22 protein-coding genes are annotated in these 24,331 nt (G+C 66.5%); 11 read left to right on the forward strand and 11 right to left on the reverse strand.

The window, feature by feature from the left end; all coding sequences use genetic code 11:
* Positions 1-97: 97 nt before the first annotated feature.
* Positions 98-1,444, reverse strand: a complete 1,347-nt coding sequence (locus NOV74_RS12960) for a sigma-54-dependent transcriptional regulator (protein ID WP_257313201.1) — start codon at positions 1,442-1,444, stop codon at positions 98-100.
* Entirely contained in the window at positions 1,416-2,516 is a 1,101-nt protein-coding gene (locus NOV74_RS12965; RefSeq protein ID WP_257313202.1) for a sensor histidine kinase, read from the reverse strand. Before NOV74_RS12965 ends, NOV74_RS12960 begins: the two co-directional genes overlap by 29 nt.
* A gap of 589 nt (positions 2,517-3,105) precedes the next feature.
* On the opposite strand from NOV74_RS12965, the gene NOV74_RS12970 reads away from it, so the two are divergent.
* From NOV74_RS12970 to NOV74_RS12985, 4 genes are all read left to right on the forward strand, one after another.
* Positions 3,106-3,504, forward strand: a complete 399-nt coding sequence (locus NOV74_RS12970) for a hypothetical protein (RefSeq protein ID WP_257313204.1) — start codon at positions 3,106-3,108, stop codon at positions 3,502-3,504.
* 189 nt (positions 3,505-3,693) lie between these two features.
* Entirely contained in the window at positions 3,694-4,134 is a 441-nt protein-coding gene (locus NOV74_RS12975) for a hypothetical protein (RefSeq protein ID WP_257313207.1), read from the forward strand.
* 87 nt (positions 4,135-4,221) lie between these two features.
* The gene (locus NOV74_RS12980; RefSeq protein WP_257313209.1) at positions 4,222-5,526 is read left to right on the forward strand and encodes a hypothetical protein; all 1,305 of its coding nucleotides are present in this window, start codon (positions 4,222-4,224) and stop codon (positions 5,524-5,526) included.
* 123 nt (positions 5,527-5,649) lie between these two features.
* Complete coding sequence (locus NOV74_RS12985; RefSeq protein WP_257313210.1) at positions 5,650-7,575, forward strand: CocE/NonD family hydrolase; 1,926 nt, start codon at positions 5,650-5,652, stop codon at positions 7,573-7,575.
* Between the two features lie 185 nt (positions 7,576-7,760).
* On the opposite strand, the gene cobB is transcribed toward NOV74_RS12985, so the two are convergent.
* From cobB to NOV74_RS13010, 5 genes are all read right to left on the reverse strand, one after another.
* Positions 7,761-8,465, reverse strand: a complete 705-nt coding sequence (cobB, locus tag NOV74_RS12990) for a Sir2 family NAD+-dependent deacetylase (RefSeq protein ID WP_257313213.1) — start codon at positions 8,463-8,465, stop codon at positions 7,761-7,763.
* A 133-nt stretch (positions 8,466-8,598) separates the two neighbouring features.
* Positions 8,599-10,242: an alkaline phosphatase family protein gene (locus NOV74_RS12995; protein WP_257313215.1), complete on the reverse strand. Its 1,644-nt coding sequence runs from the start codon at positions 10,240-10,242 to the stop codon at positions 8,599-8,601.
* A complete protein-coding gene (locus NOV74_RS13000; protein ID WP_257313217.1) occupies positions 10,242-10,904 on the reverse strand; it encodes an autotransporter outer membrane beta-barrel domain-containing protein in 663 nt (220 codons plus the stop codon). The genes NOV74_RS12995 and NOV74_RS13000 overlap by 1 nt, the downstream gene beginning before the upstream one ends.
* Positions 10,905-10,926: 22 nt before the next feature.
* The gene (gene thpR / locus NOV74_RS13005) at positions 10,927-11,475 is read right to left on the reverse strand and encodes an RNA 2',3'-cyclic phosphodiesterase (RefSeq protein ID WP_257313220.1); all 549 of its coding nucleotides are present in this window, start codon (positions 11,473-11,475) and stop codon (positions 10,927-10,929) included.
* Positions 11,445-11,996: a thioredoxin family protein gene (locus NOV74_RS13010; RefSeq protein WP_257313223.1), complete on the reverse strand. Its 552-nt coding sequence runs from the start codon at positions 11,994-11,996 to the stop codon at positions 11,445-11,447. The genes thpR and NOV74_RS13010 overlap by 31 nt, the downstream gene beginning before the upstream one ends.
* 118 nt (positions 11,997-12,114) lie before the next feature.
* Here NOV74_RS13010 and NOV74_RS13015 point away from each other — a divergent pair, with 118 nt between their 5' ends.
* From NOV74_RS13015 to NOV74_RS13030, 4 genes are all read left to right on the forward strand, one after another.
* Positions 12,115-13,590 carry a sigma-54 interaction domain-containing protein gene (locus tag NOV74_RS13015; RefSeq protein ID WP_257313225.1) on the forward strand — a complete coding sequence of 492 codons (1,476 nt, stop codon included), beginning with the start codon at positions 12,115-12,117 and terminating at the stop codon, positions 13,588-13,590.
* A gap of 23 nt (positions 13,591-13,613) precedes the next feature.
* Positions 13,614-14,486: a 50S ribosomal protein L11 methyltransferase gene (locus tag NOV74_RS13020; protein ID WP_257313228.1), complete on the forward strand. Its 873-nt coding sequence runs from the start codon at positions 13,614-13,616 to the stop codon at positions 14,484-14,486.
* 152 nt (positions 14,487-14,638) lie between these two features.
* On the forward strand, positions 14,639-15,430 hold the full coding sequence (gene murI, locus NOV74_RS13025) for a glutamate racemase (protein WP_257313231.1): 792 nt from the start codon (positions 14,639-14,641) through the stop codon (positions 15,428-15,430).
* A 24-nt stretch (positions 15,431-15,454) separates the two neighbouring features.
* A complete protein-coding gene (locus NOV74_RS13030) occupies positions 15,455-15,979 on the forward strand; it encodes a GNAT family N-acetyltransferase (RefSeq protein ID WP_257313234.1) in 525 nt (174 codons plus the stop codon).
* 77 nt (positions 15,980-16,056) lie between these two features.
* Here NOV74_RS13030 and NOV74_RS13035 read toward each other — a convergent pair whose 3' ends face one another.
* Positions 16,057-17,682: a sensor histidine kinase gene (locus NOV74_RS13035; RefSeq protein WP_257313236.1), complete on the reverse strand. Its 1,626-nt coding sequence runs from the start codon at positions 17,680-17,682 to the stop codon at positions 16,057-16,059.
* Positions 17,679-18,590: a CHAD domain-containing protein gene (locus NOV74_RS13040; RefSeq protein ID WP_257313238.1), complete on the reverse strand. Its 912-nt coding sequence runs from the start codon at positions 18,588-18,590 to the stop codon at positions 17,679-17,681. Before NOV74_RS13040 ends, NOV74_RS13035 begins: the two co-directional genes overlap by 4 nt.
* A 57-nt stretch (positions 18,591-18,647) precedes the next feature.
* On the opposite strand from NOV74_RS13040, the gene uvrA reads away from it, so the two are divergent.
* Entirely contained in the window at positions 18,648-21,479 is a 2,832-nt protein-coding gene (uvrA, locus tag NOV74_RS13045; RefSeq protein WP_257313241.1) for an excinuclease ABC subunit UvrA, read from the forward strand.
* Between the two features lie 9 nt (positions 21,480-21,488).
* On the opposite strand, the gene NOV74_RS13050 is transcribed toward uvrA, so the two are convergent.
* The gene (locus NOV74_RS13050) at positions 21,489-22,463 is read right to left on the reverse strand and encodes a ribonuclease D (protein WP_257313244.1); all 975 of its coding nucleotides are present in this window, start codon (positions 22,461-22,463) and stop codon (positions 21,489-21,491) included.
* 28 nt (positions 22,464-22,491) lie between these two features.
* On the opposite strand from NOV74_RS13050, the gene NOV74_RS13055 reads away from it, so the two are divergent.
* Both NOV74_RS13055 and NOV74_RS13060 read left to right on the forward strand, forming a co-directional pair.
* Positions 22,492-22,761, forward strand: coding sequence for a TMEM165/GDT1 family protein (locus tag NOV74_RS13055; protein WP_243302608.1), 270 nt, complete (start codon positions 22,492-22,494; stop codon positions 22,759-22,761).
* Complete coding sequence (locus tag NOV74_RS13060) at positions 22,740-23,153, forward strand: thiol-disulfide oxidoreductase DCC family protein (protein ID WP_257313247.1); 414 nt, start codon at positions 22,740-22,742, stop codon at positions 23,151-23,153. The genes NOV74_RS13055 and NOV74_RS13060 overlap by 22 nt, the downstream gene beginning before the upstream one ends.
* Here NOV74_RS13060 and NOV74_RS13065 read toward each other — a convergent pair.
* The gene (locus tag NOV74_RS13065; RefSeq protein WP_257313250.1) at positions 23,150-24,328 is read right to left on the reverse strand and encodes a metallophosphoesterase; all 1,179 of its coding nucleotides are present in this window, start codon (positions 24,326-24,328) and stop codon (positions 23,150-23,152) included. The two genes, NOV74_RS13060 and NOV74_RS13065, sit on opposite strands and share 4 nt — an antisense overlap.
* Between the last annotated feature and the right edge of the window lie 3 nt (positions 24,329-24,331).

A 24,331-nucleotide genomic window follows, 5' to 3' on the forward strand; every position in this document is an offset into this window, starting at 1 on the left:
AAGTGCGAGATTTTAATTAATTAAACACATAATAGGGTTTAACTGTTAATCGATGGTGACGATGAGCGACAGGCGGGATCATTAATTATCCAGGTGATCAGTCTTTGACCGGGTAAACCCCTGTCTTCCGAAGCCACGAGCGCAGGGTCACGCGGGTCACGCCAAGGTTCCTCGCCGTTTGGCTGAGGTTCCGGCCAGAGGCCTCCCAGGCCTCCACCGTCCGGCTGCGCAGGGTGTCTTCGAGGCTCTCCTGGGGGGCGGGAGCGACCGGCGCCGAGGTATAGCCAGCGATCTCGGGTGGGAGATCGGTGAGCTGGATCTCAGACCGGGGCGTGAGAATGATGGCGCGTTCGATGACATTGCGAAGTTCGCGAACGTTCCCTGGCCACCGGTAGCGGGTCAGAGCGGCCATGACTTCGGCCGAGCAGCCCGAAGGGGCGGTGCCCATGCTTTCCCGGAACTTCGTGAGGAAGCAGGCTACCAACAATGGGATGTCTGCCACCCGCTCTCGCAGGGGGGGGAGGTGAATTCCCAGGACCTTGAGGCGGAAATAGAGGTCCTCCCTGAACCGCCCGGCGTCGACGAAAGCGGAGAGTTCCCGGTGGGTGGCGGCTACGATGCGGACATCCGCCCGGATTTCCCGTTCACCGCCCACCCGGCGGAAGGGGTGCCCCTCCAGCACCCGAAGCAGCTTGGGTTGGAGGTCCAGGGGCAACTCCCCGATTTCGTCCAGGAAGAGCGTGCCTCGGGAGGCCAGTTCGAACAGCCCCCGATGGGCGGTTTTGGCTCCCGTGAAGGAGCCCGCCTCATGCCCGAACAGTTCGGATTCCACCAGCTCCTTGGGGAGGCAGGCCGCGTTGACCACCACGAAGGGGCCATCCTTGCGTGGACTGGCCCGATGGACGAAGCGGGCAGCCAGTTCTTTGCCGGTACCGGTCTCCCCGGTGATGAGTACGGGGGTATGCACGGCCGCGGCCGCCTGGGTGAGTTCCCGCATCGCCCGGCGAAAGGCCGGGGCCGATCCCACGATCCCTTCACCCTCCATGGACTGGCGTCGCATCGCCTCGAGGCTGCGGCGGAGGGTGCTCTGCTCAAGCGCAGCCGAAAGGCTGGAGAGAAGGGTGTCAGCCCCCACCGGCTTGGTGAGGTAATCCGCCGCTCCCAGGCGCAGGGCCTTGATGGCAGAGGCCGCCTCGTCCCGGCCCGTGAGGACGAGGACCGGCGTGGTGGGATCCTGTGCCAGCAGCCCCCGAAGCAGGTCGTGCCCGTCCTCGTCGGGCAGGCCCAGGTCCATCACCACAAGATCATGCAGGGCCTTGGCGGCCAGAGCCCGCGCCTGGCCCGCGGTGGCCGCCCGCTCCACCTCGTAGTCGTGCTGGCTCAACAACCTGGTCAGGGCGAAGGCCAGATCGTCGTCATCTTCCGTTAACAGCACCCTGGGCACGAGGGGCCTCCCGTGGGAGCGAGAGCAAGAAACAGGTCTCTTGCTGGGGAATGGACGTGGCCACCAGGCTGCCCTGGTTTTCCAGGGCCAGGCGGTGGGCAATGGCCAGCCCGATCCCGGTTCCCTTGGGCTTGGTGGAAAAGAAAGGTGAAAAGATCTTGGCCAGCAGGTGAGAGGGGATGCCTGGGCCGTCATCGCTGATGCGAAGGTGGGTCATGGTGCGTCCCTGGAGGGTCCCGCCCGGCGCCGCCTCGATCCGAATGCGTGTGGGGTCCTTCACGGCGTCCAGAGCGTTTTCCAGCAAGCCCACAAGGATGCTCACGGCCTGCGTTTCATCCGCGTAGACCGTGAGGCCGCCTGACGGGATGGAGCATGCAGGGCTGGTTCCGGAGGTTCGTAGGCGGCCCTCAAGGCTCTCCATGGAGCGGAGGATCAAGGATTTCACATCGAGGATCTTGGGGGCAGGAACCGAAGGGCGGCTGAAGTCGAGGAAGACCCTCATGAGCGATTCGATGCGCATCGTCAGTTTCTGCAGCCGTTCCACGCATTCCGTCTGGGGGCCCGGTTGAAGGTCGTGGTTAAGGAGCTCGCAGAGGGTTCTGATGGAGGCGAGCGGGTTCCGGACTTCGTGGGCGAAGGAGGAAGCCAGTTGGCCCAGATCCGAATACCGCTGGCGCTGGCGCTCGTTTTCCTGGAGGTTCCAGACTTCGACCTTGCGGCGAATGGTGGTCACGAGCCCATCGAACAGGATGTCGGGCGTGACCGGTTTGGCGAGATAGTCCGTGGCGCCGTGCCGGAAGCTCTTGATGGCGGAGGCCGCGTCATCAAGGTTCGTCATGACGAGAATGGGCAGGCTGGGGTACTGGTGGGAGAGCGCCCGCAACAGGTCGAATCCGTTCTCATCCGGAAGGCCCAGGTCCAGGATCAGCGCATCGTACCTCTGCTTCTCGAGGCAGGCTCTCGTCTCCGCGGCATTGGGGGCCCACCGGACCGAGCAGCCGCGGGCCCTCAGAACCTCTTCGGCCATCATCGCCGTGGCCTGATCGTCCTCGGTGAGCAAAATCGAGTACATGAGATCCCAGCGAAAGGGGGGGCGAAACCGGAAGATCCTCCGGTCCTGGATGGAATTCTTCAGGCTACTGCAAAGTCAGGAAAGGGCCCAGGGAACTGGTTCGGGCCGGAGCCGCCGCCGGACGGCTTATTTCACCAGCGGGGGAGGCGCATCTTCGATGCAGAACCATCCATCGTGATTGCATACCATCTGGAGTTGTTTCCCACCTCGGGACCATCCCCACAGGACCAGGCGGCAAGGCCCGGCCTAAATAACCCAGATGAGCTCACCGCCGCGGAGAATGGGGCTTGTAGGCCACCAATCTTTTAAGGGTATGTTGATTGTGTTGTGAGGGCTTTTATTCTAGGCCATCCGCGTTTGCGTGTATTTTATTTTTTCAGATAAAAGCCTAACTATTTCAAGAATATAACTTTGAAGGCATTATTAGTAAGTTAAAATAGGTTAAATTGAAGATATTCTATCGGGTTTATGGCACTTCAAGCACAAATATATTGAATCAGCCCTGAGCATGCTTCCCAATTGACAAACTTCCAACCTAAATTCGAATATGGCCCAATCGGCCATTAATTCCTTTGGAGCCACTTTCTTCATGAGTCACGAGGATGAATTCGTGAAGGCCTTCATCACGTCTGAAAAACGGGCGCGATGGGCTCAGTTCCTGTCCAGCCCCAAGCGACGGAAAGAGATCCTTGCTCGCCTGAACCACCATCTCCCGTACATCCAGGAATTTGCGACGGAGGTGCCGGGCCATCAGGACTTCCCTGCTGAACTTGAACAGCTCCTCAGGGCGAAAGGGGCAGGGCCCACCTGTCACGTGATGGTGAACGGCTTGAAGATCGATGGCCTGGAGATGGCTCTTTCGAAAGCGCTCCATGAGATCTGCATGCATGAATTCGGCGCCGTGCTGTCCTGCCTTCCTGGGCGCCTCGCGTACTACAAACCCGAATCCCCAGGGTGCGGCATCCTCCTCGAACGGCTCCCACGGTGATTCCCAAACCCCGATTCGTACCCCAGGGGCCAGGACCGGGCCTCAGCGCCTGCTCCCCCTTTCCCTTGGGTCGGCTTCAAGATCATGTTGGATTGCCTCCCGGGGGCGCCCGCTTGGCGCCTTAGCCTTGGTATTCCCCGCGATGAGCTGCTCTGCCCTGCCTACCCACGAACCCGCCCGAGGCCAACCATGAAGATCTACGAGTACACCCCCCACCCCCACATCGAGCTCCGAAAAAAGCGCGCCCCCAAGCCCAAGGCTCCCCCGGCGGGTCCGGTGACCCGTTTCAACGCTCTTCTGGGCGACAGGATCACCAAGGGAGTGGGCACCATGTGGTGCGCCTACGCCTTCGCCCTGATCGCGTTCATCAGCCTGCCAGCAGCGATCCACGCCGGGACCAGCGCGCTCATCTCATGGATTGCACAGACCTTCCTGCAATTGGTCCTGCTGTCCATCATCATGGTGGGTCAGAAGGTTGAGGGCGCCGCGGCTGATACCCGGTCGGAAGACACCTACAAGGATGCCGAGGCCATCCTTCACGAGGCCATCCAGATCCAGAAGCATCTGGAAGCGCAGGATGCCGTGCTTCAGAGCCTGATCACCGCACTCAAAAAGGACGGCAAGGAATGACCTGGGCCCTCGGAGGTTCGGGGCCACCCCCGCGGTAGCATGGGGGCACCCCTCCACCCGAAGTCTCGTCCATCAGCGAGGACATGCATGTCGCTTCGTACGTTCCTGAATCGGCTGACCTCTCCGAATACCAAAGGCTCGACGGGAACCTGGGGAGCGCCGCGGGAATTGGACCGGGGGCGGGTGGGCCGCCCGCAGATCGCTGTGGACGACCACGGGAATGCCATCGCAGCCTGGCACCACCGGGGAGAAGTGGAGGAGGGCGTCTACATCTGCCGCTACTACGCGGACCAGCGGTCCTGGGACGTGGTTCCCCGGCGCCTCGACAGCGCTCGCACCCAGGCCCATGCCCCGGAAATCGCCATGAATGTCCGGGGTGAGATGGCCGTGGTCTGGCAGGAGCAGGAGGGGCCGCAGGCCCGGGTCTGCGCCCGGCACATGCTGGGCTCCGCGGAGACCTGGGTGCCCTATCCCCTGACCCTCCAGTCCCTGCCGGGCGAGATCCATAGCCTGCACACGGGCATGGACCTCGCTGGCAACATCCATGCGCTATGGTGCCTGGGCCAACCCGGCGACTACCGCGTCTACACCTGCGGGTACCGCGCGGAGGAGGGCGGCTGGGACCCCCAGCCCACGCCCCTGGGAGACCCCTCGCCGATGCCGCTCTTCCCCCAGCTTGCCGTGGACCGTGGCGGTCAGGGGCTGGCGGTCTGGTGCGAGGAGGGGGCCGATGGCCGCCACCACCGCCTCGTGGCTTCCCACTACGATGCCGGAGGCCGGTGCTGGAGCGACCGCCCGACGCTGGTGGCTCAGGGGCGAGCCAGCTATCTGCGCCTGGCCCTGGACGGCCGGGGCAATGCCGTCGTCCTTTGGGTGGAGGACGGCGAGGCCGGCATCCGCACCCTCCATGCCAGCCACCTGAATGGCAAAACCATCGAGTGGACCCCCGCCCCGCGCCTGTCCGCGGGGCGCGCCATCCTCTGGCCCCAGGTGGGTCTCGATGGCCAGGGTCGGGCGCACGCCGTGTGGCGCCAGGAAGCCGCGGGAGCCATGAAGCTCTTCACCAAGCGCTTCGCCAACGGCCGGTGGGACGAACAGCGCACCCCCCTGGTGGAGGACCTGGGCCAGAGCCGGGCCCATGCCTTGTCCGTAAATGCCCAGGGGCACGCGCTGGTCATCTGGTCCCAGCTCCAGGAAACCCAGTCCTCCGTCTGCCTGCGCCGCTTCGACGGCGTGGCCTGGAGCCCCCGCCCCCTCCTGCTGGGAGCTCCCGGTCGAAGGGAGATCCAGGACCCCGGCGCCGTGCTGTCGACCGGTGGCCACGTCGCCGCCATTTGGCGGCAGGGCGATGGCGGGAACGCCGTCATTGTCAGCGCCGTGGGTCAGGCCTAGCGCACCTCACCTCGGGTCGGGTCGATTCCAGGTAGACTGACCCGCATCCACTCCGCAGCCGGTTCGGCCTCTCGCGCCTTCGCGCCAGGATCCGTCCACCTCCCGGGGCGGCAGGAGGCGGTCATGGCATTCCGACGGACCCTGGGCGTGATGGCGGGGCTGCTGACGGCGGGCCTGGTGGCCCAGGCACCGTCGGCGACATTTCCTAGCGAGATGCCCGCCGAGTTCAAGGTGGCCTCCGCAAGCTGGGACTACACGCGCCGCGAGGTGATGATCCCCATGCGGGACGGGGTCAAGCTCAAGACCATCATCCTGGTCCCCAAGGGCGCCAAGGATGCGCCGATCTTGCTCACACGCACGCCTTACAACGCTGTGGAACAGACCAGCCATGCCTCCAGCCCGCACCTGGGACCCGTGCTGCAGGGCTACGACAACGTGGCGGACCTGATCGTGGAGGGCGGCTACATCCGCGTGATCCAGGACATCCGGGGCAAGCATGGCTCCGAGGGCGACTATGTGATGAACCGGCCTTTGCGCGGGCCCTTGAACCCCAGCGCCGTGGACCACAGCACGGACACCTACGACACCATCGACTGGCTCGTGAAGCACCTGCCGGAAAGCAATGGTCGCGTGGGCATCCTGGGCATCTCCTACGACGGCTTCCTGCCCCTCATGGCGCTCGTGAACCCGCACCCGGCGTTGAAGGCGGCGGTGCCGATGAACCCCATGGTGGATGGCTGGCGGGGCGACGACTGGTTCCACCACGGCGCCTTCCGCGCCCAGAACCTCAGCTACATCTACGAGCAGCAGGCCACCCGCGCCAACGAGCTGAAGTGGTGGAGCGGTTTCCACGATGACTACGATCTGTTCCTGCAGGCCGGCTCCACGGGCGCCCTGGCGCAGAGTCACGGCATGGACCAGCTGGGCTTCTGGCGCAAGATCACGGAACATCCCGCCTACGATGCCTTCTGGCAGCAGCAGGCCATGGACAAGGTGCTGGCGGGTCGGCCCCTCCAGGTGCCCACTCTGCTGGTGCACAGCCTCTACGACGCCGAGGACATCTACGGCGCCCTGGCCGTGTGGAAGGCCCTGAAGCCGAAGGATGCGGGCCACAACCTGGTCTACCTCGCCATGGGCCCCTGGAGCCATGGCGGCGAGATCGGCGAAGGCAGCGGCCTCGGGCCTTTGAAGTTCGGCCAGGACACGGCCCTGCAGTTCCGCCGAGAGATCCTGAAGCCCTTCCTCGACCAGCACCTGAAGGGCTCGGGGAAGGCCGACCTGCCGCCCGTGAGCGCCTTCGAGACGGGGACCAACACCTGGAAGAAGCTTCCGGGCTGGCCCGTGGCGGGCGAGGGCACGGCCCTCCGCGCGACGCCCTTCTACCTGGAGGCGGGCTTGAAAGTGTCCACCACCACGCCGAAGGCGGGGGACAGATCTTTCGATGAGTACATCTCGGACCCCGCCAAGCCCGTGCCCTTCCGCGCCCGGCCCATCCAGCCCGTGGGCTACGACGCGACCCACACCTGGTCCCAGTGGCTGACGGACGACCAGCGGGAGGCCTCGGGCCGTACGGATGTGTTGGCCTTCGTGTCTGAACCCCTGAAGGAGCCCCTGCGCATCGCCGGCGAGCCCGTGGCGAACCTGGTCGCGTCCACGAGCGGGACCGATTCGGACTGGGTGGTGAAGGTCATCGACGTCTACCCTGCTGAGGTGGCCAACCAGCCCGGCCTGGGTGGCTACCAGCTCATGGTGTCAGCGGACATCTTCCGGGGCCGCTACCGCGAAAGCCCGGAGACGCCCAAGGCCCTGAAGCCGAACGAGCCCCTGGTCTACCGCTTCGCCCTGCCCGCGGCCAACCACGTGTTCCTGCCGGGCCACCGGGTCATGGTGCAGGTGCAGTCCAGCTGGTTCCCCCTCTACGACCGCAACCCCCAGACCTTCGTGCCCAACATCTTCTTCGCCCAGCCCGGCGACTACCACAGCGCCACCCAGCGCATCTACCACACGCCTGGCCAGGCCAGCTTCGTGGAGTTGCCGGTGGTGAAGTAGGGGTATTTCCCGGGGCCAGAAAAGCAGAACACAGAGGGCGCAGAGCTTTACAGAAGGCACAGAGCAAAGCTCTGGCCACGGAACGCCTTCGGCGGGCCCGCGCGACGTGGACCGCGGCCCATTCTGTGTCCTCTGCGGTCCTCTGTGAGTTCTGTGTTCTTGCTTGAACCCTTGTGGGTATGGCCCTACTTGCCCAGCAGCTCCGCCACGAAGGCCGGCACCAGGTCGGTGGCCCGGCCGGCGCGGTGTTCCCGGAAGGCGTCGGCCACCCGGCTGGGTTCGAGGTTGAGCTCCACGGTGCGGGCGTCAGGCCCCACGGCCTCCACGAACCCCGCGGCGGGGTAGACGTGGCCGCTGGTGCCGATGGCCGCGAACAGGTCGCAGCCCTCCAGGGCCCGGTAGATGCGCTCCATCTCCAGGGGCACTTCGCCGAACCAGACGATGTGAGGCCGCACCTGCCCGCGGCGGCAGACCGGACAGCGGCTGTCGGCATCCATGTCACCGGGCCAGTCCAGGATGGCGCGGCAGCTGAGGCAGCGGGCCTTCAGCAACTCGCCATGCATGTGGACCAGGTGCCGTGAGCCGGCGCGATCGTGGAGGTCGTCCACGTTCTGGGTCACCAGGAGGACCTCGCCATGCCACTCCCGCTCCAGCCGGGCCAGGGCCAGATGGGCGGCATTCGGTTGGACGCTTGGCAGGCTGCGCCGGCGCTCGTTGTAGAAGCGATGGACCAGGGCCGGGTTGCGGTGGAAAGCTTCGGGAGTGGCCACATCCTCCACCCGGTGTCGCTCCCACAGCCCGTCCGCATCCCGGAATGTGCGCAGCCCGCTTTCCGCGGAAATGCCCGCGCCGGTGAGGATGACGAGGTGGGCGTCGCGGAAAAGGTCCATGGAGGAGCTCCGGGCTGATCGAAGAGATGAAAAGCCAACTGATTACCACCAAGACACCAAGGCACCAAGGAAGACACAGGTGTTGGTCTTTTCTTGATGTCTTGGTGTCTTGGTGGTGGGCTTTCCCTCTTTTCTACTTTCCGAGATCCAGCGCCTTGCCATCGACGGGGCCGGGAGTGAGCCCCAGTTCCCGGGAGAGGGTGGGGGCCAGGTCCACGGTGCGGACGGGTTCAAGGCGCTCAGCGGCCTTCCAGGGGCCCCAGAAGATCATGGGCACGCGGCGGTCGTAGGCGTAGGGGGTGCCGTGGCCCGTGGGCCAGTCCGTGGGGGGGACGCCGAAGACCGTCCAGGGCTTGAAGGCCACGAGGACATCGCCGCTGCGGTCGGCCCGGAAGCTGCGGCGCAGCAGCACGCGGAGGCTGCTGTCCCGGGGGCTGCCCGCAGCGGTTGGGTCCGTGGCCTCCAGTTCTTCGGCGGTGAATGCGTCGGCGACCTCGGGGCGGGCCCGCAGCCAAGCCTGGACTCGGGCCAGCACGGCCTTGCGCTCCAGCCCGGCGGCTTTCAGGGCGGCCGTCCGCAGGTAGAGGCTGTTCGGCTCCGGCGACTCGAACAGGAGGTCGGCCTCCACCTTGAACGTGGCTTTGAGATCGGCGCGCAGCTCGGCCAGGAACTGGGGCGGGTTCACACGCTTGGCGGGGAAGCCGTTCTCGGCCAGCGCTTCGGGGAGGTCCATGCCGCCGTGATCGGCGCTCAGCACCACCCAGGCCTTGGGGTCCCGGCGGCGGATGTCGTCGAGAAGCCGCCCCACGGTGCGATCCAGGCGGTGGATCTGGTCCCGCATCTCGGTGCCCAGGGTGCCGTAGCTGTGCCCGATGTAGTCCGTGGCGGAAAAGCTCACAGCCAGGAGATCTGTGGCGGGCCCCTGGCCCAGCTGCTCGGCCTCCAGCAGGGCTTCGGTGGCCTCCAGGGTGACCTCGTCGAGGAAGGGGGACTTGCGGAACCGGGACTCGAACGTCTTGTCTAGGGGCATGCCCGCACCTTGCACGAGGCGGGGGAGGGCGCCGTTGCGGATCACCTGGCCCGGGAAGGTCCAGCTGGCCACGCGACCTTCCGGGGTGCTGGCCTCCTTCGTCCACAACCAGCTCTGGGTGGCAAAGCGGGCCCTCAGGCCGTCGTCGAAGCCGGCCAACCACTTGGGCATCCGGGCGGCGTAGGTGGGCGAGGTGGTAAAGCCCGCGGCGCCCGCGAACCAGAACACACCGGTGGGCTTGCGGCCCGCCATGAGGATGGCGGCCCGATCCTTGCCCGACACGGCGAAGGCCCGGCTCCCGGGCCTCTGGGCCTGGAGCCAGTCGCCCAGGGACTCGCCCAGGAAGCGCGCATTGGTGGAGGTGCTGTTGGCCCTTCCGGGATCCAGGGCCTTGGCTTCGCCATTCTCCACGCAGTACACCAGACGGTCGGTGTCGCGCTCGTACCAGCGATTCTCCACGATGCCGGTGTTCGCGGGGAAGCGGCCCGAGAGCAGCACGGAATGGCCTGGGCCGGTCTCGGTGAAGCCGTGGTCATGGTAAGCCTCGGTGAAGAAGACACCCTCCTTGCGCAACCGGGCCAGGCCTCCGGTCAGTTCGGGTCCGTAGGTCTGCATCAGCTCCGCAGAGAACTGATCCACGGAGATCACGACCACGAGTCGGGGTTGGGCGGGCGCACTGCCTTGGGCCCCGATGGGGGCCAGCAGCAGGGTGCCAAGCAGCAGGGAGGGCCAGATGGGACGGATCATCAGAACGTCACCCCCACGCCGAAGGTCCACAGTCGCTCGAACTCCTGGCCACTGCCCTGGGCGGAGAAGTAGGCGGACAGGTCCGAGGCGCTGTTGAGCTGCACGGGCCGATCCTTGCTGGTGGGCTGCTGGTAGCTGGCGGCGAGGTAGGGATGCACCACCACGGAGGGGATGCGCCAGCGGGCACCTACCCGCAGCCAGGTGCGGCTCAAGTCCTTGTGGGTAGAGGCCCCGGCCGTGTCGAGGGTGTAGCGCTGGAGGCGCTGGATGAGCCCGATCTCCCCCGCGATCCCCACGAAGGGGATCCAGAGCTGGGCATTGAGGCCCAGGCCTACCCCCTGCTGCTTCAGCTTCGTCCCCTGCGTGGTGGCGCCCGTGGCCAGGCTGCCGTCCGCCGTGAACTGGGAATACTCGAGGCCGCCTTCCAGCTTGAGCAGGGGGCCCACCTGGAAGATCTGCCGGTTCGCGGTGGCGATGAAGCCCTTGCCCGTGTCGAAGTCCCCGGCCGCCAGCTGGCTCGTCCCCGAGAGGAGGGTTTGGGGCAGGTTCTGGCCCGAGGGCCGGGGCAGTTCCAGGCGCAGGTCCCACTGGGCGCGCAAAGGCGCGGCTCCTAGGCTCAGGAGGGCGGCGGTGAGGCAAAGCGACAACGGGGCGAGGCGCATCTAGGCTCCGGCGAAACCCCGATCATACCCGTCGCAGGTTCCAGTCCCCCAGCGGCGTGTAACCTCCCCGTGGCCGGCTTTCGAAGAGCACGAGGCGATCCACGGTGAAGGGGATGGGCGGCGGGGGCACGAACCTGGCCACAGCCCGGGCCCGTCGCCACCGCGCCAGGGTGAGGTGGGCCCGGAAGGGCTTGGCGTCGAAGGCTTCACCTGCGGTGGCCAGGGTTTCGCGCAGGTCCGTGGCGAGCGCTTCCAGCGCCGGACTGGATTCCAGCCCCAGCCAGAGCACACGCGTGGTTCCGGCGGTTGGGAACCCGCCCAGGCCCGCTGTCCATAGCTTGAAGCCATGATGGCGATCCGCGATGGGGCAGGCGACTGTCAGCAAGGTCGAAAGGGCCTCCGCCGGGCGTTCCCCCAGGAACGCCAAGGTCAGGTGGAGGCCTTCAGGGCGGGTCCAGCCCTCGACCTCCGCCTGCCCCTGCTGCCAGCGGGCCAGAGACTCCCGCAGATCCGCGGGCAGGGGCAGGGCGAAGAAGAGCCTCAGGACCCCGCCTTCCACTTGATGCTGCACCCCATGCTCGGGTGCTGGACCTCGGGGGGGTCCTCCCCGGCCAGGACGCGCTCGATGGCCTCTTTCAGATCCTGGCGGGTGACGTGGGCGGCGTCCTTCCAGTTGTCGTCCAGGCGGCCGTGGTAGACGAGCTTGCGATGGCCGTCATAGAGGAAGAAATCCGGTGTGCAGACGGCGCCCAGGGCGTGGGCCACGGTCTGCTCCTCGTCCCAGAGGTAGGGGAACACGTAGCCTTTCGCCTTGGCTCGGGCCCGCATGGCCTTGAAGCTGTCGTCCGGATAGGTTTCCGCGTCGTTGGCATTGATCGCCACCACCGCACAGTTCCCGGCATAGGCCGTGGCCAACGAATTGAGGCGGTCGTCGACGGCCTGCACATAGGGGCAGTGGTTGCACATGACCACCACCAACAGGGCCGGACGATGGAAGTCGTTTCGAGACCAGAGCTGCCCATCCACACCCGGCAGCGTGAAGTCCGGACAACCCATGCCAAGCGGGACCATCGTGGATTCCGTCAGGGCCATGGGGACCTCCGGGCTGCTCCTTTCATCGTACGCCTTGGGGCAAGTGGATTTTTCGTGGTCATTTTTATGACTTGACCGCTACCCACCTGCATCTAGGCTGGTTCTAATCAAGGACCTCATGACCCAACTGCTACGCCTTCATTGGTCCACCCTGGGGGACGACACCGGGGGGCTGGAACATCGGTGGGCGGCTCTGTGGGATGTGACGGTGGACCGCGGGGCCTCGCCGGCCCTGCCGCCCCGGGACGTGGACCTGTGGGTGATCAGCGCCCGGGGCGCCTGGCCGCCGCCGGAGATGAACCGCATGATGGCGGAGGTGGCGGCCCTGCCCATTCTGCTGGGCCTTCAGCCGAACGCCCCGCCCATGGACGCCAAGGCTCTGTCGGAATGGGGTTCGCTCGGCTCGGTCCGCTGGGGCGTGCTGGGGCCCGAGCCGCCCATGCCTGGCCTGCGCCCGCGATCGGGCAACACCACCCAGCTGAGTGCCACGCAGGCCCTCTCCTTCGGCCTCATCGGCACCAGCCCCGCCATGCAGGGCGTGCTGGCCCGGGCTCGCAGCGCCGCCGCCACGCGGGCCACGGTGCTGCTGCTGGGGGAGAGCGGCACGGGCAAAGAGGTCATTGCCCGGGCCATCCACCGCATGAGCGCCGATGCGGGCGAGCCCTTCGTCGCCGTGCACTGCGGCGCCATCCCCGAGAACCTGCTCGAGTCCGAACTCTTCGGCTTCAACAAGGGCGCCTTCACGGACGCCCGCAAGGACACGCCCGGCAAGTTCCGCGAGGCCCATGGCGGCACCATCTTCCTCGATGAGGTGGGCACCATGCCCCTGGGCGCCCAGGTGCGCCTGCTGCGGGTGCTGCAGGAGCGAGAGGTGCAGCCCCTGGGCGGCGGCGCGCCCGTGAAGGTGGACGTGCGCGTGGTGACGGCCTCCAACGTGGATCTGTGGCAGAAGGTGCAGGACGGCAGCTTCCGCGAGGACCTGTTCTACCGCCTGGAGGTGGTGCCCATCACGATGCCGCCCCTGCGGACCCGGCGGGAGGAGGTCCCCTTCCTGGCCCAGCACTTCCTCAACCGCAAGGCCCGTGAGCACGGCCTCTATCCCAAGGCCCTCCATCCCAGTGTGGATCCGCTGCTGATGTCCCTGCCCTGGCCCGGCAACGTGCGCCAGCTGGAAAACGCCATCGAGCGCGCCATCGTGCTGTCGGGCACGCGGCCTGTGCTGACGCGCGAGGACTTCGCCTTCCTCGCGGAGCGCATGGGATCACCGACGGAACGGCTGCCTGAACTCGCCGCCGGGGCGCCGACGCCGGATTTCACGCCCCTGCCCATCCACGCCTTCGCACCGATGCCCACCAGCGCTTTCTCCCCGACGGCGCCGGCCGCCTTCGGCATGGACCTCCCGGCCGAGGGCATGGACCTGAACCAGGTGGTGTCCGACATGGAGAAGACACTCATGCTCCAGAGCCTGGCCATCACCCGGGGCAACAAGAAGCGCGCCGCCGACCTGCTGGGCCTGAAGCGCACCACCTTCCTGGAGAAAATGAAGCGGCTGGACCTCGAGGACGCGGACAGTGCCGAGGCGGCGGAGGCCTGAACCGCCCCTGTTAACCTGAGGGTATGACGGACGCGACGCATCTGAGGTGGAAGCTGGAGGTCCCCGACCTCCAGGAAGAGGCGCTCTGTGCCTGGCTGGAGGCGCTGGGATCGTCGGCCTTCTACCGCGAGGCCGATCCACCTCGGGCCTGCTACGCCTATTTCCCGCCGGACCAGGCGCCCCCGGACCCATCGGGCCTGATCGCCTTTCCTGACGTGCGCCTGCTGGAGGCCGAATCGTTTGGTGACGAGGACTGGCTGGCCAAGAGCCGCGAGGGCTTCGGCGCCTTTGCCGTGGGTCGGCGCTTCCATGTGCGGCCCCTCTGGGACGAGACACCGGGCCCCGCGGACCGCCTGGACCTGGTGGTGAACCCGGGCCTGGCGTTTGGCACCGGGGGCCACGAAACCACGCGCCTCTGCATGGAGTTGCTGGAAGAATTGGCGGACGCGGGCCGCCTGAAGGGCCGTGTCCTGGATATCGGCGCGGGCACGGGCATCCTGTCCTTGGCGGCCTTCCTGCTGGGGGGGCGCGACCTCACGGCCTTTGACATCGACCCCGACTGCGGGCCCGCCATGACCGAGCTGATGGCGCTGAACGCCCACCTGCTGAAGGGCGAGCGCCCCTACGAGAGCTTCGTGGGCACGCTGGACCATCCGAAGGTGCAAGGGCCGTACGCGGGCCTGCTGGCCAACATCCTGCTGGAGACCATCCAGGAGCTCCTGCCTCGCATGGCCGAGGTGGCCGCCCCAGGCGGCTGGCTCGTGGCCAGCGGCATCCTGGCCGAGCGCACCGACGAAGCCCTGGTGAGTCTCGTCTCGCACGGCTTCAAGCCGGAGAAGGTGCTGAAGGAAGGCGAGTGGATCGCGGTACTGGCCATTCGAGAACCTGAGAATTAAAAAGCGGAACACAGAGGACGCAGAGTGGCACAGAGGACACAGAAGAAAATGGAAACGGGGCCAACCTTCCTTCGAGGATGCTTTTCTCTGTGTCCTCTGCGGGTTTCTATGTCTTCTGTGTTCCTCTTTGATCTTTTTGCTGGGACGACTGTATGAGCCGCGCGGATCGTCCCATTGGCGTGTTCGACTCAGGCATCGGGGGGCTCACGGTCATTCACGCCCTGCGCCAGATGCTGCCTCAGGAAGAGCTGATCTACCTGGGCGACACGGCCCGGTTGCCGTACGGCAGCAAGAGCCACCACACCATCGAGCGCTACACGCTGCAGATGGGCGAGCTGCTGCAGCGCCACGACCCCAAGCTCATCGTCATCGCCTGCAACACGGCCAGCGCCCATGGTCTGCCGGCGCTCCAGGCCGTGAGCCCCTGTCCGGTGATCGGCGTCATCGAGCCCGGCGCTGAAGCCGCCGCGGCGGTGCCTGGCCCTGTGGGCGTCATCGGCACCCTGGCCACGGTGGGCAGCGGGGCGTACGAAGCGGCCATCCTCCGGCGCGATCCCGCCAAGGTGATCTACAGCACGGCCTGCCCCCTGCTGGTGCCCCTGGCCGAGGAAGGCTGGTTCGATGATCCTGTCACCGATACCATCTGCCGGCGCTACCTGGACCTCCTGCCCGCCGAGGTCAGGACGGTCGTACTGGGCTGCACCCACTACCCGACCCTGATGCCCAGCCTGGAGCGCTGCCGCCCCGGCACCCACTGGATCGACAGCGGCCGAGTCACCGCCAAAGCTGTGGATCGCCTGCTGCAGGGCACCCTCGGCTACCGCACGGCCAGCGCGCGCGGTGAACTCCGCGTCCAGCTCACTGACGCCAGCACCCGCCTGAAGGAAGTGGGCAGCCGCTTTCTGGAGGAAGTGCTGGGGGACGTGGAAGTCGTCGAGATCTAGTTGGCGCGAGGAAACGGGAGGACCATGCCACTCACGATCCGGGACCTCCGTCCGAATGAATTCGACGCCCTCGGTCGCCTCCTGGTCGAGGTGTATGCGAGCCTCGATGGGTTCCCCACCCCGGAGGAGCAGCCGCGTTACTACGAGCTGCTCGCCAACATCGGGCGTTTCACCGAAAAGTGGGACGCCAGGGTGCTCGTCGCCCTCTCCGCTGAGGGTGAGCTGATGGGCGGCGTCGTCTACTTCGGCGACATGGCCGAGTACGGATCGGGCGGAACCGCGACCACGGTCAAAGACGCCTCCGGCATCCGCCTGCTGGGTGTCAGCCCCAAGTTCCGGGCCCTGGGCGTGGGCAAGGAGCTGACCAAAGCCTGTATCCAGCTGGCGCAGGAGAAGGGACATGCCCAGGTCATTCTGCATACGACGCAAGCGATGCAGATTGCCTGGGGACTCTACGAGCGCCTGGGGTTTGAACGGTCTGAGGATCTCGACTTCCTGCAGGGCGAATTGCCGGTCTACGGATTCAGGCTTCCTTTAGTGAAGAGCTGAGGCTGGAAGCACGCCGGAGCGGTTTTCTCGGTGGCCTCCGTGAAAGTCTTCGCCCTCTGCGTTTCTGATTCTGAACCCTAGACCGGGGTCACCCCTGGCAGCGTGAACACCACGCAGGTGCCCTTCCCTTCGATGCTCTCGATGCGGATCTCGCCGCCATGGCTGCGGACGATCTCGCGGCAGATGCTGAGGCCCAGGCCGGTGCCCTTGCCCTCGGGCTTGGTGGTGAACATGGGGCGAAAGACCTGGCCCAGCAGATCCGCAGGAATGCCCTGGCCCGAATCCTGGAAGCGGATCTCCCACCAGAGGCCGCCCGGCGTGCTCTCCTCCGCCGGTTGTGCGGCCAGGCGGACGGTGCCCCCGCCGGGCATGGCGTCCACGGCGTTCTTCATGAGGTTCAGGAAAAGCTGCTCCATCTGCTTGCGGTCGACGTTCAAATGACAATCTGCTGGGATTACGGTTTCCACCGTGACCCCATGCGAGGTCAGTGTGGGAGCCCAGAGCTGGCGGAGGTCCTCGACCAGCCCTGCAAAGGACTGGGCCTGAGGATGGAGCTGAGGACGGCGGGTGAGGTCGAGCATGCGCCGAACGATGCCGCTCACGCGCTGGATCTGGGCCTGGATCACCCCGAGGCGCTCGCGCACCCGGTCCGGCAGATCCTTCTGCCCTTCCATGAGCTGGAGGTGGCCATTCACCAGGTTGAGGGGTGTGCCCACCTCGTGGGCAAAGGTGGCCGCGAGCTGCCCGGCCACGGCCAGCCGTTCCTGGGCGCCCAGTTCCTCGCGTAGCAGCGCATTGCGCTCGGCCATGGCCGCCAGCTCCACGTTCTTGGCCTGGAGCTCGGACAGAGCGGCGTCGATGCGGCTCTGAAGGCTGGCGTTGAGGCCGCGGATCTCGTGGATGAGGGTCTCGCGTTCCTCGCCAGCCCGCTGGAGTTGGACGGCCATGCCGTTGAACTGGGCCGCGATGAGGCCCAGCTCGTCGCTGCGCTTGATGGCGATGCGGACGCCGGCCTCGCCCCGTTCCAGCCGTTCCATGGCCAGTACCGTGGCCTCGATGGGATCGCTGATGAGCACCCGCAAGATGAGCCAGAGCAGGATGAACTCGCCAAGGAGGACGCCTGGAAGGGTGCGGTAAGTCCGCTTGAGGTTGTTGTCCCAGACCACCTCCCACCGCTCCAGGTCGCAGTAGACGCGCACGAGGCCCAGGGGCGCCTGCCCGAGTTTGTGGTTGCGGATGGGTTGGTAGACCTTCCAGGCACGACCCCCAGTATTGAGGTCCACCAGCTCGGCCTGGGGCTTCGTGAGCGTCAGGTAGGAGCCGATTTCGGGACCCCATTCCACGGATGCCTCGTCACCGGAGGAGCGCACCAGCTCCACTTCGCTGCTCTTCCCCACGCGCCTGAACACGTCGATTTGGAAGATGCTGCGGTCCGGCCCAGCGATGCTCTCCAGCAGCTGGTCCAGCTTGTCCGGGTCCTTGAAGGTGGGGTCCCGCTCCACCACGTCCGTTTCCACCGTGCCCGCGGTCTCGATGGTCAGGTTGCGAGAGTAGCTCTCCATCTCACGGCGACTGTTGCGGGTGATGGAATAGGCCACGGCCACGGTGAGCACGCTGGTGACGAGGCCCAACAGCAGGAACAGCTTGGCATGCACACTGCGCAGCCAGGCCAGGGGGCGGATCCGCACGCGCCAGAAGCTCATCGAGGAGGAACTTCAGCGGGGGGAAGCCCCAGGGACGGGCGGATCAACCGGGCGAAGGCGGCGAAATCCTGGTTCGCGGCGCTGGCCCTGAAGCGGTCAAAGGTGGCTCGTCGGGCTTCGGTGATATGGCCCAGCAGCTCCAGCACGCCATCGGCGAGGAGGTTGCGCTCGCGACCGCGAAGCTGCCCTTCCTCCTCCAGGAGCAGGGTTTCCAGGGCCGCCAGGTCATGGTGTTCCCCCAGGATGGTCTGGAGGGCTCGGAGGTCCTTGAGCACCCCTTCTGGCAATGCCACGAAGGTGCCCTCCAGGGCCTCGACGGCGTAGCGCAGCTTCTTGATGCGCACCCGGGCCTTGTGCAGGGCCGCGGCACCCTCCTGTGCCGCAAGGCTCGCCAGATCCCCGAGGGCCCCTTCGGCGCGGGGCTCGAGGCAGGCCCAGGCGGCTTCCTGGAGGGAGGTGTGCTGGAAGGGGGACGGCAGGCTGGGCACCTCCAGCAGCCGGTCCAGATCCGGCAGGCGCAGGTCATCCAGCTCCTTGCGCATGGCGCGGCGGGCCTTGGCCCGGGCGCGGTCCACCCCTTCCAGCAGGTGCTCCAGTACGGCGACCTGCACAGGGTTGGCCTGTGATTGGCGGCGCTGTTCCAGCTGGGCCGCATGGACATCCAGCTCGCGGGGGAGCCCGAGGATATCCACCAGCCGCTTCAGGGCCCGCCGCTGAGCCTTGTGGCTGGGGTAGGCCTCGGAATCGACCAGGTCGAGCACCGCCCCGAGGCGTCGGGCGGACACCCGCACCTGGTGCAGCGGTTCATCCTCTTCGGCCCACCCTTCGGTAGCCAGCAGGGACTGAAGCCCCGCGAGACGGACCTCCAGGGCGTGGTGGAGCAGGATCGCCAGTTCGGCCGGATGCATCCCATGATTTTAGACACAGTTCATAGAAGCGAAAAATTGGCGTAAACTGGAAAGTCTATGGAACACATTCACATCAAGGGCGCCCGGGAACACAACCTCAAGAACTTCGACCTCAGCCTGCCGCGCAACCAGCTGGTGGTGATCACGGGATTGTCCGGTTCCGGCAAGTCCAGTCTGGCCTTCGACACCCTGTACGCGGAAGGCCAGCGGCGCTACGTGGAGAGCCTGTCGGCCTACGCGCGGCAGTTCCTCGATCAGATGGAGAAGCCCGATGTGGACAGCATCGAGGGCCTCTCCCCGGCCATCTCCATCGAGCAGAAGACCACCAGCAAGAACCCCCGTTCCACCGTGGCCACGGTGACCGAGATCTACGACTACCTGCGCCTGCTGTTCGCCCGCACGGGCAAACCCACCTGCGTGGCCTGCGGCCAGCCCATCGCCAGCCAGACCATCCAGGAGATGGCCGATCAGATCCTCGCCAAACCCGAGGGCACCAAGCTGCAGATCCTGGCGCCCGTGGTTCGGGGCCGCAAGGGCGAGTACAAGAAGCTGCTCCAGGACCTCATGAAGCGTGGGTACATCCGGGCCAAGGTGAATGGCCAGATGCTCGACCTCACGGAAGGCATCCCCGACCTGGACAAGCAGAAGAAGCACACGCTGGAGGTGGTCATCGACCGCCTGAAGGTGAGTCCCGCCATCCAGTCCCGCCTGGCGGACAGCCTGGAGATCGCCTGCAACCTGGCGGAAGGCAGCGCGCTCGTGGACCTGGACGGCACCGAGCAGCTCTTCTCCAGCAAGCTGGCCTGCAACAACACGAAGTGCGGGAGGTTCGGCCAGGGCCTGCCGGAACTGGAGCCGCGGTCCTTCTCTTTCAACACGCCTTATGGCGCCTGTCCTGCCTGCGACGGCCTGGGGTTCAAGCGCCAGTTCGCGGAAGAGCTGATCATCCCGAACCCGGCCCTGTCCATCAACGAGGGTGCCATCCAGGCCAGCGGCTGGAGGAGCGTCTCCGATGATGGTTGGCGGTCCCAGATGCTGGACCAGCTGGCGCGAAAGGCGAAGTTCAGCCTGGATACGCCCTGGAAGAAGCTGCCCGCGGACATCCGGCGCCTGCTGCTGCAGGGCACCGAGAAGGAGATGCGGTTCACCTACGAGAACAAGAAGAACCGCTACGATTTCGTCCACCACTTTGAAGGCATCGTCGGCAACCTCGAGCGCCGCTACCGCGAGACCACCAGCGAGGAAATCCGGGCGGAGCTCGAGGAATCCATGCAGATCATTCCCTGCGAGACCTGCGCCGGCCAGCGACTCAGGCCCGAGGTGCTGGCGGTTTTCGTGGGTGGCCTGAACATCGCCCAGGTGGTGGCGCAGAGCGTGCGCCTGGCGCGGACCTGGTTCGCGGACCTGGCCATGGAAGGCAAGGATGCCGTCATCGCCGAGAAGGTACTGAAGGAGATCCGCGAGCGACTGGGCTTCCTCGACGATGTGGGCCTTGGCTACCTGACGCTGGATCGCAGCGCGGCGACGCTTTCCGGCGGCGAGGGCCAGCGGATCCGCCTCGCCACTCAGATCGGCAGCAAGCTCCAGGGCGTGCTCTACGTCCTGGACGAGCCCAGCATCGGCCTCCACCAGCGCGACAACCTGCAGCTCATCCACACGTTGAAGGAGATGCGCGACCTGGGTAACACCGTGCTGGTGGTGGAGCATGACCTCGAGACCATTCTCGCCGCCGATCACGTGGTGGACATGGGCCCCGGCGCCGGCGAGCATGGCGGCTTCGTGGTGGCCCAGGGCACCCCCGAGGAGATCGGCCGCACGCCCGGTTCCATCACCGGCGATTTCCTCTCGGGCCGGGACGCCATCCCTGTGCCCCGCACCCGGCGCAAGGCCAAGCGCGGACATCTGTCCGTGGTGGGTGCCGAGGAGAACAACCTCAAGAAGGTGGACGCGGATTTCCCCATCGGGATCTTCACCTGCGTGACAGGCGTGTCGGGCTCCGGCAAGAGCACCCTGGTGAACGAGATCCTCTACAAGGCCCTGGCCAACCAGCTGCACCAGGGCGTCCATATCGTCGGCAAGCACAAAACGATCAAGGGCCTGGAGGCCGTGGACAAGGTCATCGACATCGATCAGGCCCCCATCGGACGCACGCCCCGCAGCAATCCCGCCACCTACACCGGCCTCTTCACGCCGCTGCGGGAACTCTTCGCCCAGCTGCCGGAAAGCAAGGCCCGGGGCTACGCACCGGGCCGCTACAGCTTCAACGTGAAGGGCGGGCGCTGCGAGAAGTGCGAGGGCGATGGCGTTCTCAAGATCGAGATGCACTTCCTCCCGGATGTGTACGTCACCTGCGAGCAGTGCAAGGGCAAGCGCTACAACCGCGAGACCTTGGAGATCCATTACAAGGGCCACAGCATCTCCGAGGTGCTGGCCATGACGGTGGAGGAGGCGCTGGGTTTGTTCGCGCCCATCCCCGTGCTGGCCAACAAGCTGCAGACGCTCATGGACGTGGGCCTGGGCTACATCCGCCTGGGCCAGAGCGCCACGACGCTGTCGGGCGGGGAGGCCCAGCGTGTGAAGCTGGCCAAGGAGCTGAGCAAGCGCCCCACGGGCCGCACGGTCTACATCCTGGACGAGCCCACCACGGGCCTGCACCTCAAGGACATCCAGAAGTTGCTGGAGGTGGTCAACCGCCTCGTGGAGACCGGCAACACCCTCATCGTCATCGAGCACAACCTCGACGTCATCAAGACGGCCGACTGGATCATGGACCTGGGCCCCGAAGGCGGCGCCGAAGGCGGACGCATCATTGCCCTGGGCACGCCCGAAGAGGTGGCGAAAAAGAAGGCCAGCGTGACAGGCCGGTACCTAGCGCCGTACTTGAAGTAGGTCCCGGCCTCAGCGCCGCTCGCTGCTGTCCCAGATCAGGCCGTCGGCGACGTCACCGTTGTCCAGGGTCTCGTGGGCGCCTTCTTCGAACACGGCCCAGAGGGCGTCCAGGCGCTTGCGGCGGAAGCGGGGGTTGGGGATGGTGCGCTCCAGGGCCTCCTTCGTGGCCGGGGGGTGCTCCAGCCGGGCCATGAGCCAGCGGTTGCCCAGCTCCATCACGGCACCCACATCACCTTCATTGCCCCAGGCCCAGCGCAGTGCCGTGAGCTTCTTGGCCCGGTCCACGGCGAGGTCCCCCAGGTGCCTGACCTTGTCCACCACCGGATCGTGCTTGGGGGGCACGTACGCCCGCACCCGCTTCAGCAGGTGGCGCATGTCCTTGGGCAGGGCGGCCAGACGTGGCCCGATCTCCGGGTGGTCCCGCTTCGCGTCGGCCTCGTCCGCCAGGATGCGCAACAGAGGCAGCAGCAGGGCCGCATCGCGGCTGGCGTAGCTGATCTGCGCGTCGCGCAGGGGCCGCAGCATCCAGTTGGAATCCTGCTCCTCCTTGGGGATGTCGAGCCCGAGCTTGAGCTTGGCCATGGTCTTGAGGCCCGGCTGCGGATAGCCCAGGGCGCGGGAGAGCAGCATGGTGTCAAAGATGCTGTTGGGCACCACGTCATAGAGGCGCTTGAACACGATGCCGTCGCCGGAGAAATCGTGGACGATCCAGGGCACCTGGGCCATGGCCTGCAGCGCCGGCCGCATGAGGCCGTCGAGGGGGATCGGATCCACCAGCCAGGCCTGGTCATGGGTCGCCACCTGCAGCAGAGCGAGCAGGCAGTGGTGCATGCCCGTGAGGCTGCACTCGATGTCCACCGACAACACACCCGCGGCGTGCCACAGGGGCAGCGCCTCCTGGAGCTTCTCGGGGGTGTCCACGTAGGTCGTGGGAAGGTCGAAGTGGTCGAGCACCATCCCGCCAGTATGGCAGTCCGGTACCATGAACCTTCATCACGATCTGCGAGGCTGCATGAACCGATCGCTCTTCTGGACCACCTTCGCCACCGTCTTCCTCGCCGAGGTGGGCGACAAGACGCAGCTCGCGGCCATGACGGCGACGGTGCGCAGCGGCCAGATCTGGACCGTGTTCCTCGCCGCCAGCGCGGCCCTGGTGTGCGCCACGGCCATCGGCGTGGCCGTGGGCGGGGTACTGTTCCGCTACATCCCGGAAGCCGCCATCAAGTGGATCGCGGGAACGGCCTTCATTGCGGTGGGGTTGTGGGTGCTGATCAAGGGCTGACGCGCCTTTTCTACGATGGCGGCTGCGGGCTCTGCCACGCGGCCGTGCGCTTCGTGGCTCGGCATGACGTCAAAGGACACATTCGCTTCGCGCCCCTGGGCGGCGAGACCTTCCTCCGTCTGATTCCAGCCGTTGGATCCCCCCTTCCCGATAGCCTGGTGGTGCTGACCCCCGAGTCACGTCTGCTGGTTCGCTCCGAAGCCGTGATCCACCTGCTGATCTGCCTCGGGGGGAGCTGGGGCCTGTGGGCTGCGCTCCTGAAGGTGGTGCCCCGCAGCCTCTGCGATGGTCTGTACGATCTGGTGGCGAAGGTCCGGCGCCACCTGTTCCGACCCCCGGCAGGGGTCTGCCCTGTCCTGCCCACGAGGTTGCGCGATCGTTTTGACCCCTAGCCACGCTTGAGCGTGATGATGACGATCTCCGGTGGGGCGTAGATGCGGAGGGGGAGGCCCACCACGCCCAGGCCGCGGCTCACGTAGAGCAGATCCTCACCCTCGCGGTAGAGGCCCTGGGTGCGGGGACCGATGAGGAAGGCGCTGCTGAACCAGGGGATGGGATTGATCTGGCCACCGTGGGTATGGCCCGACAGGGTAAGGCGCGCACCGGCGGCGAGGGCCTGCTCCCATTCGCTGGGCCGATGGTTCATGCAGAGGCGGAAGGCGTCTACGGGCAGGTCGCGGGCGGCCTCGGTGGGCCGGGGGCCGGGGCCGAAGACCATGTGCCGGAAGCGGCCATTCCGGGCCATGGGATCCTGCAGCCCCATGAGAGCCAGGGTGCCGCCACCGCGCTGGATGAGGGTCGAGGCGTTCTCGAGGCAACGGATCCCCGCGGCCTCGAGGTCCCGCCAGATGGGGCGGGGGTCGTCAAAATAATCGTGGTTGCCCAGAATGGCGAACGTCCCGTAGGGGGCAGGAAAGCTGCCGAAGGCGTCGATGACCGGGTCCAGTTCATCGGGGCGGCTGTCCACCAGGTCGCCCGTGAGGAGCAGCAGATCCGGGCGCTCCCGGGCTGTGAGATCCCGCCAACGGCGCACCAGGTGCGGCCCGATCAGGGGCCCGGAATGGAGGTCGCTCAGTTGGGCGATGCGCAGGCCGTCGAGCCCTTGGGGGAGATCGGGGAAGGCCAGGGCACGGCGGGTGATGACCGGATCGCTGTAGGCTTCCCGGACCCCCACGGCGCCGAAGGCGATGGAGGCCCCGGTGCTCGCAAAGGCAGCCGTCCGCAGGAAGGCCCGGCGGCCGGGATCCACGGTCTCTCCCGGTGGCTCGGGCCGGTTCCGGCTCCAGAGGTGCCAGAGCCCCTCGGCCACCATGCCGGCCAGCAGGTGAAGCACCGTGAAAGCCTGGAAATAGAAGCCGCCGCGGGCCAGGGTCCTCAGGATCGGCAGGGCCTCATGACCGCCCTGGCCCAGGAGGCGGAGGCCCGCGAACAGAAGCACGGGGACGTGAATGAGGCCCAGGACCCAGGGCAGCACCCGGTAGAACCGGCTTGGCAGCTCCAGGCGCAGCAGGCGCAGATGGAACCACTGGATGAGGAAGATGAGGACAAGGCCGATGAGGAAGAGCATCAG

Origin of the sequence: Geothrix fuzhouensis, assembly GCF_024609325.1 — a bacterium.
Lineage (GTDB): Bacteria > Acidobacteriota > Holophagae > Holophagales > Holophagaceae > Geothrix > Geothrix fuzhouensis.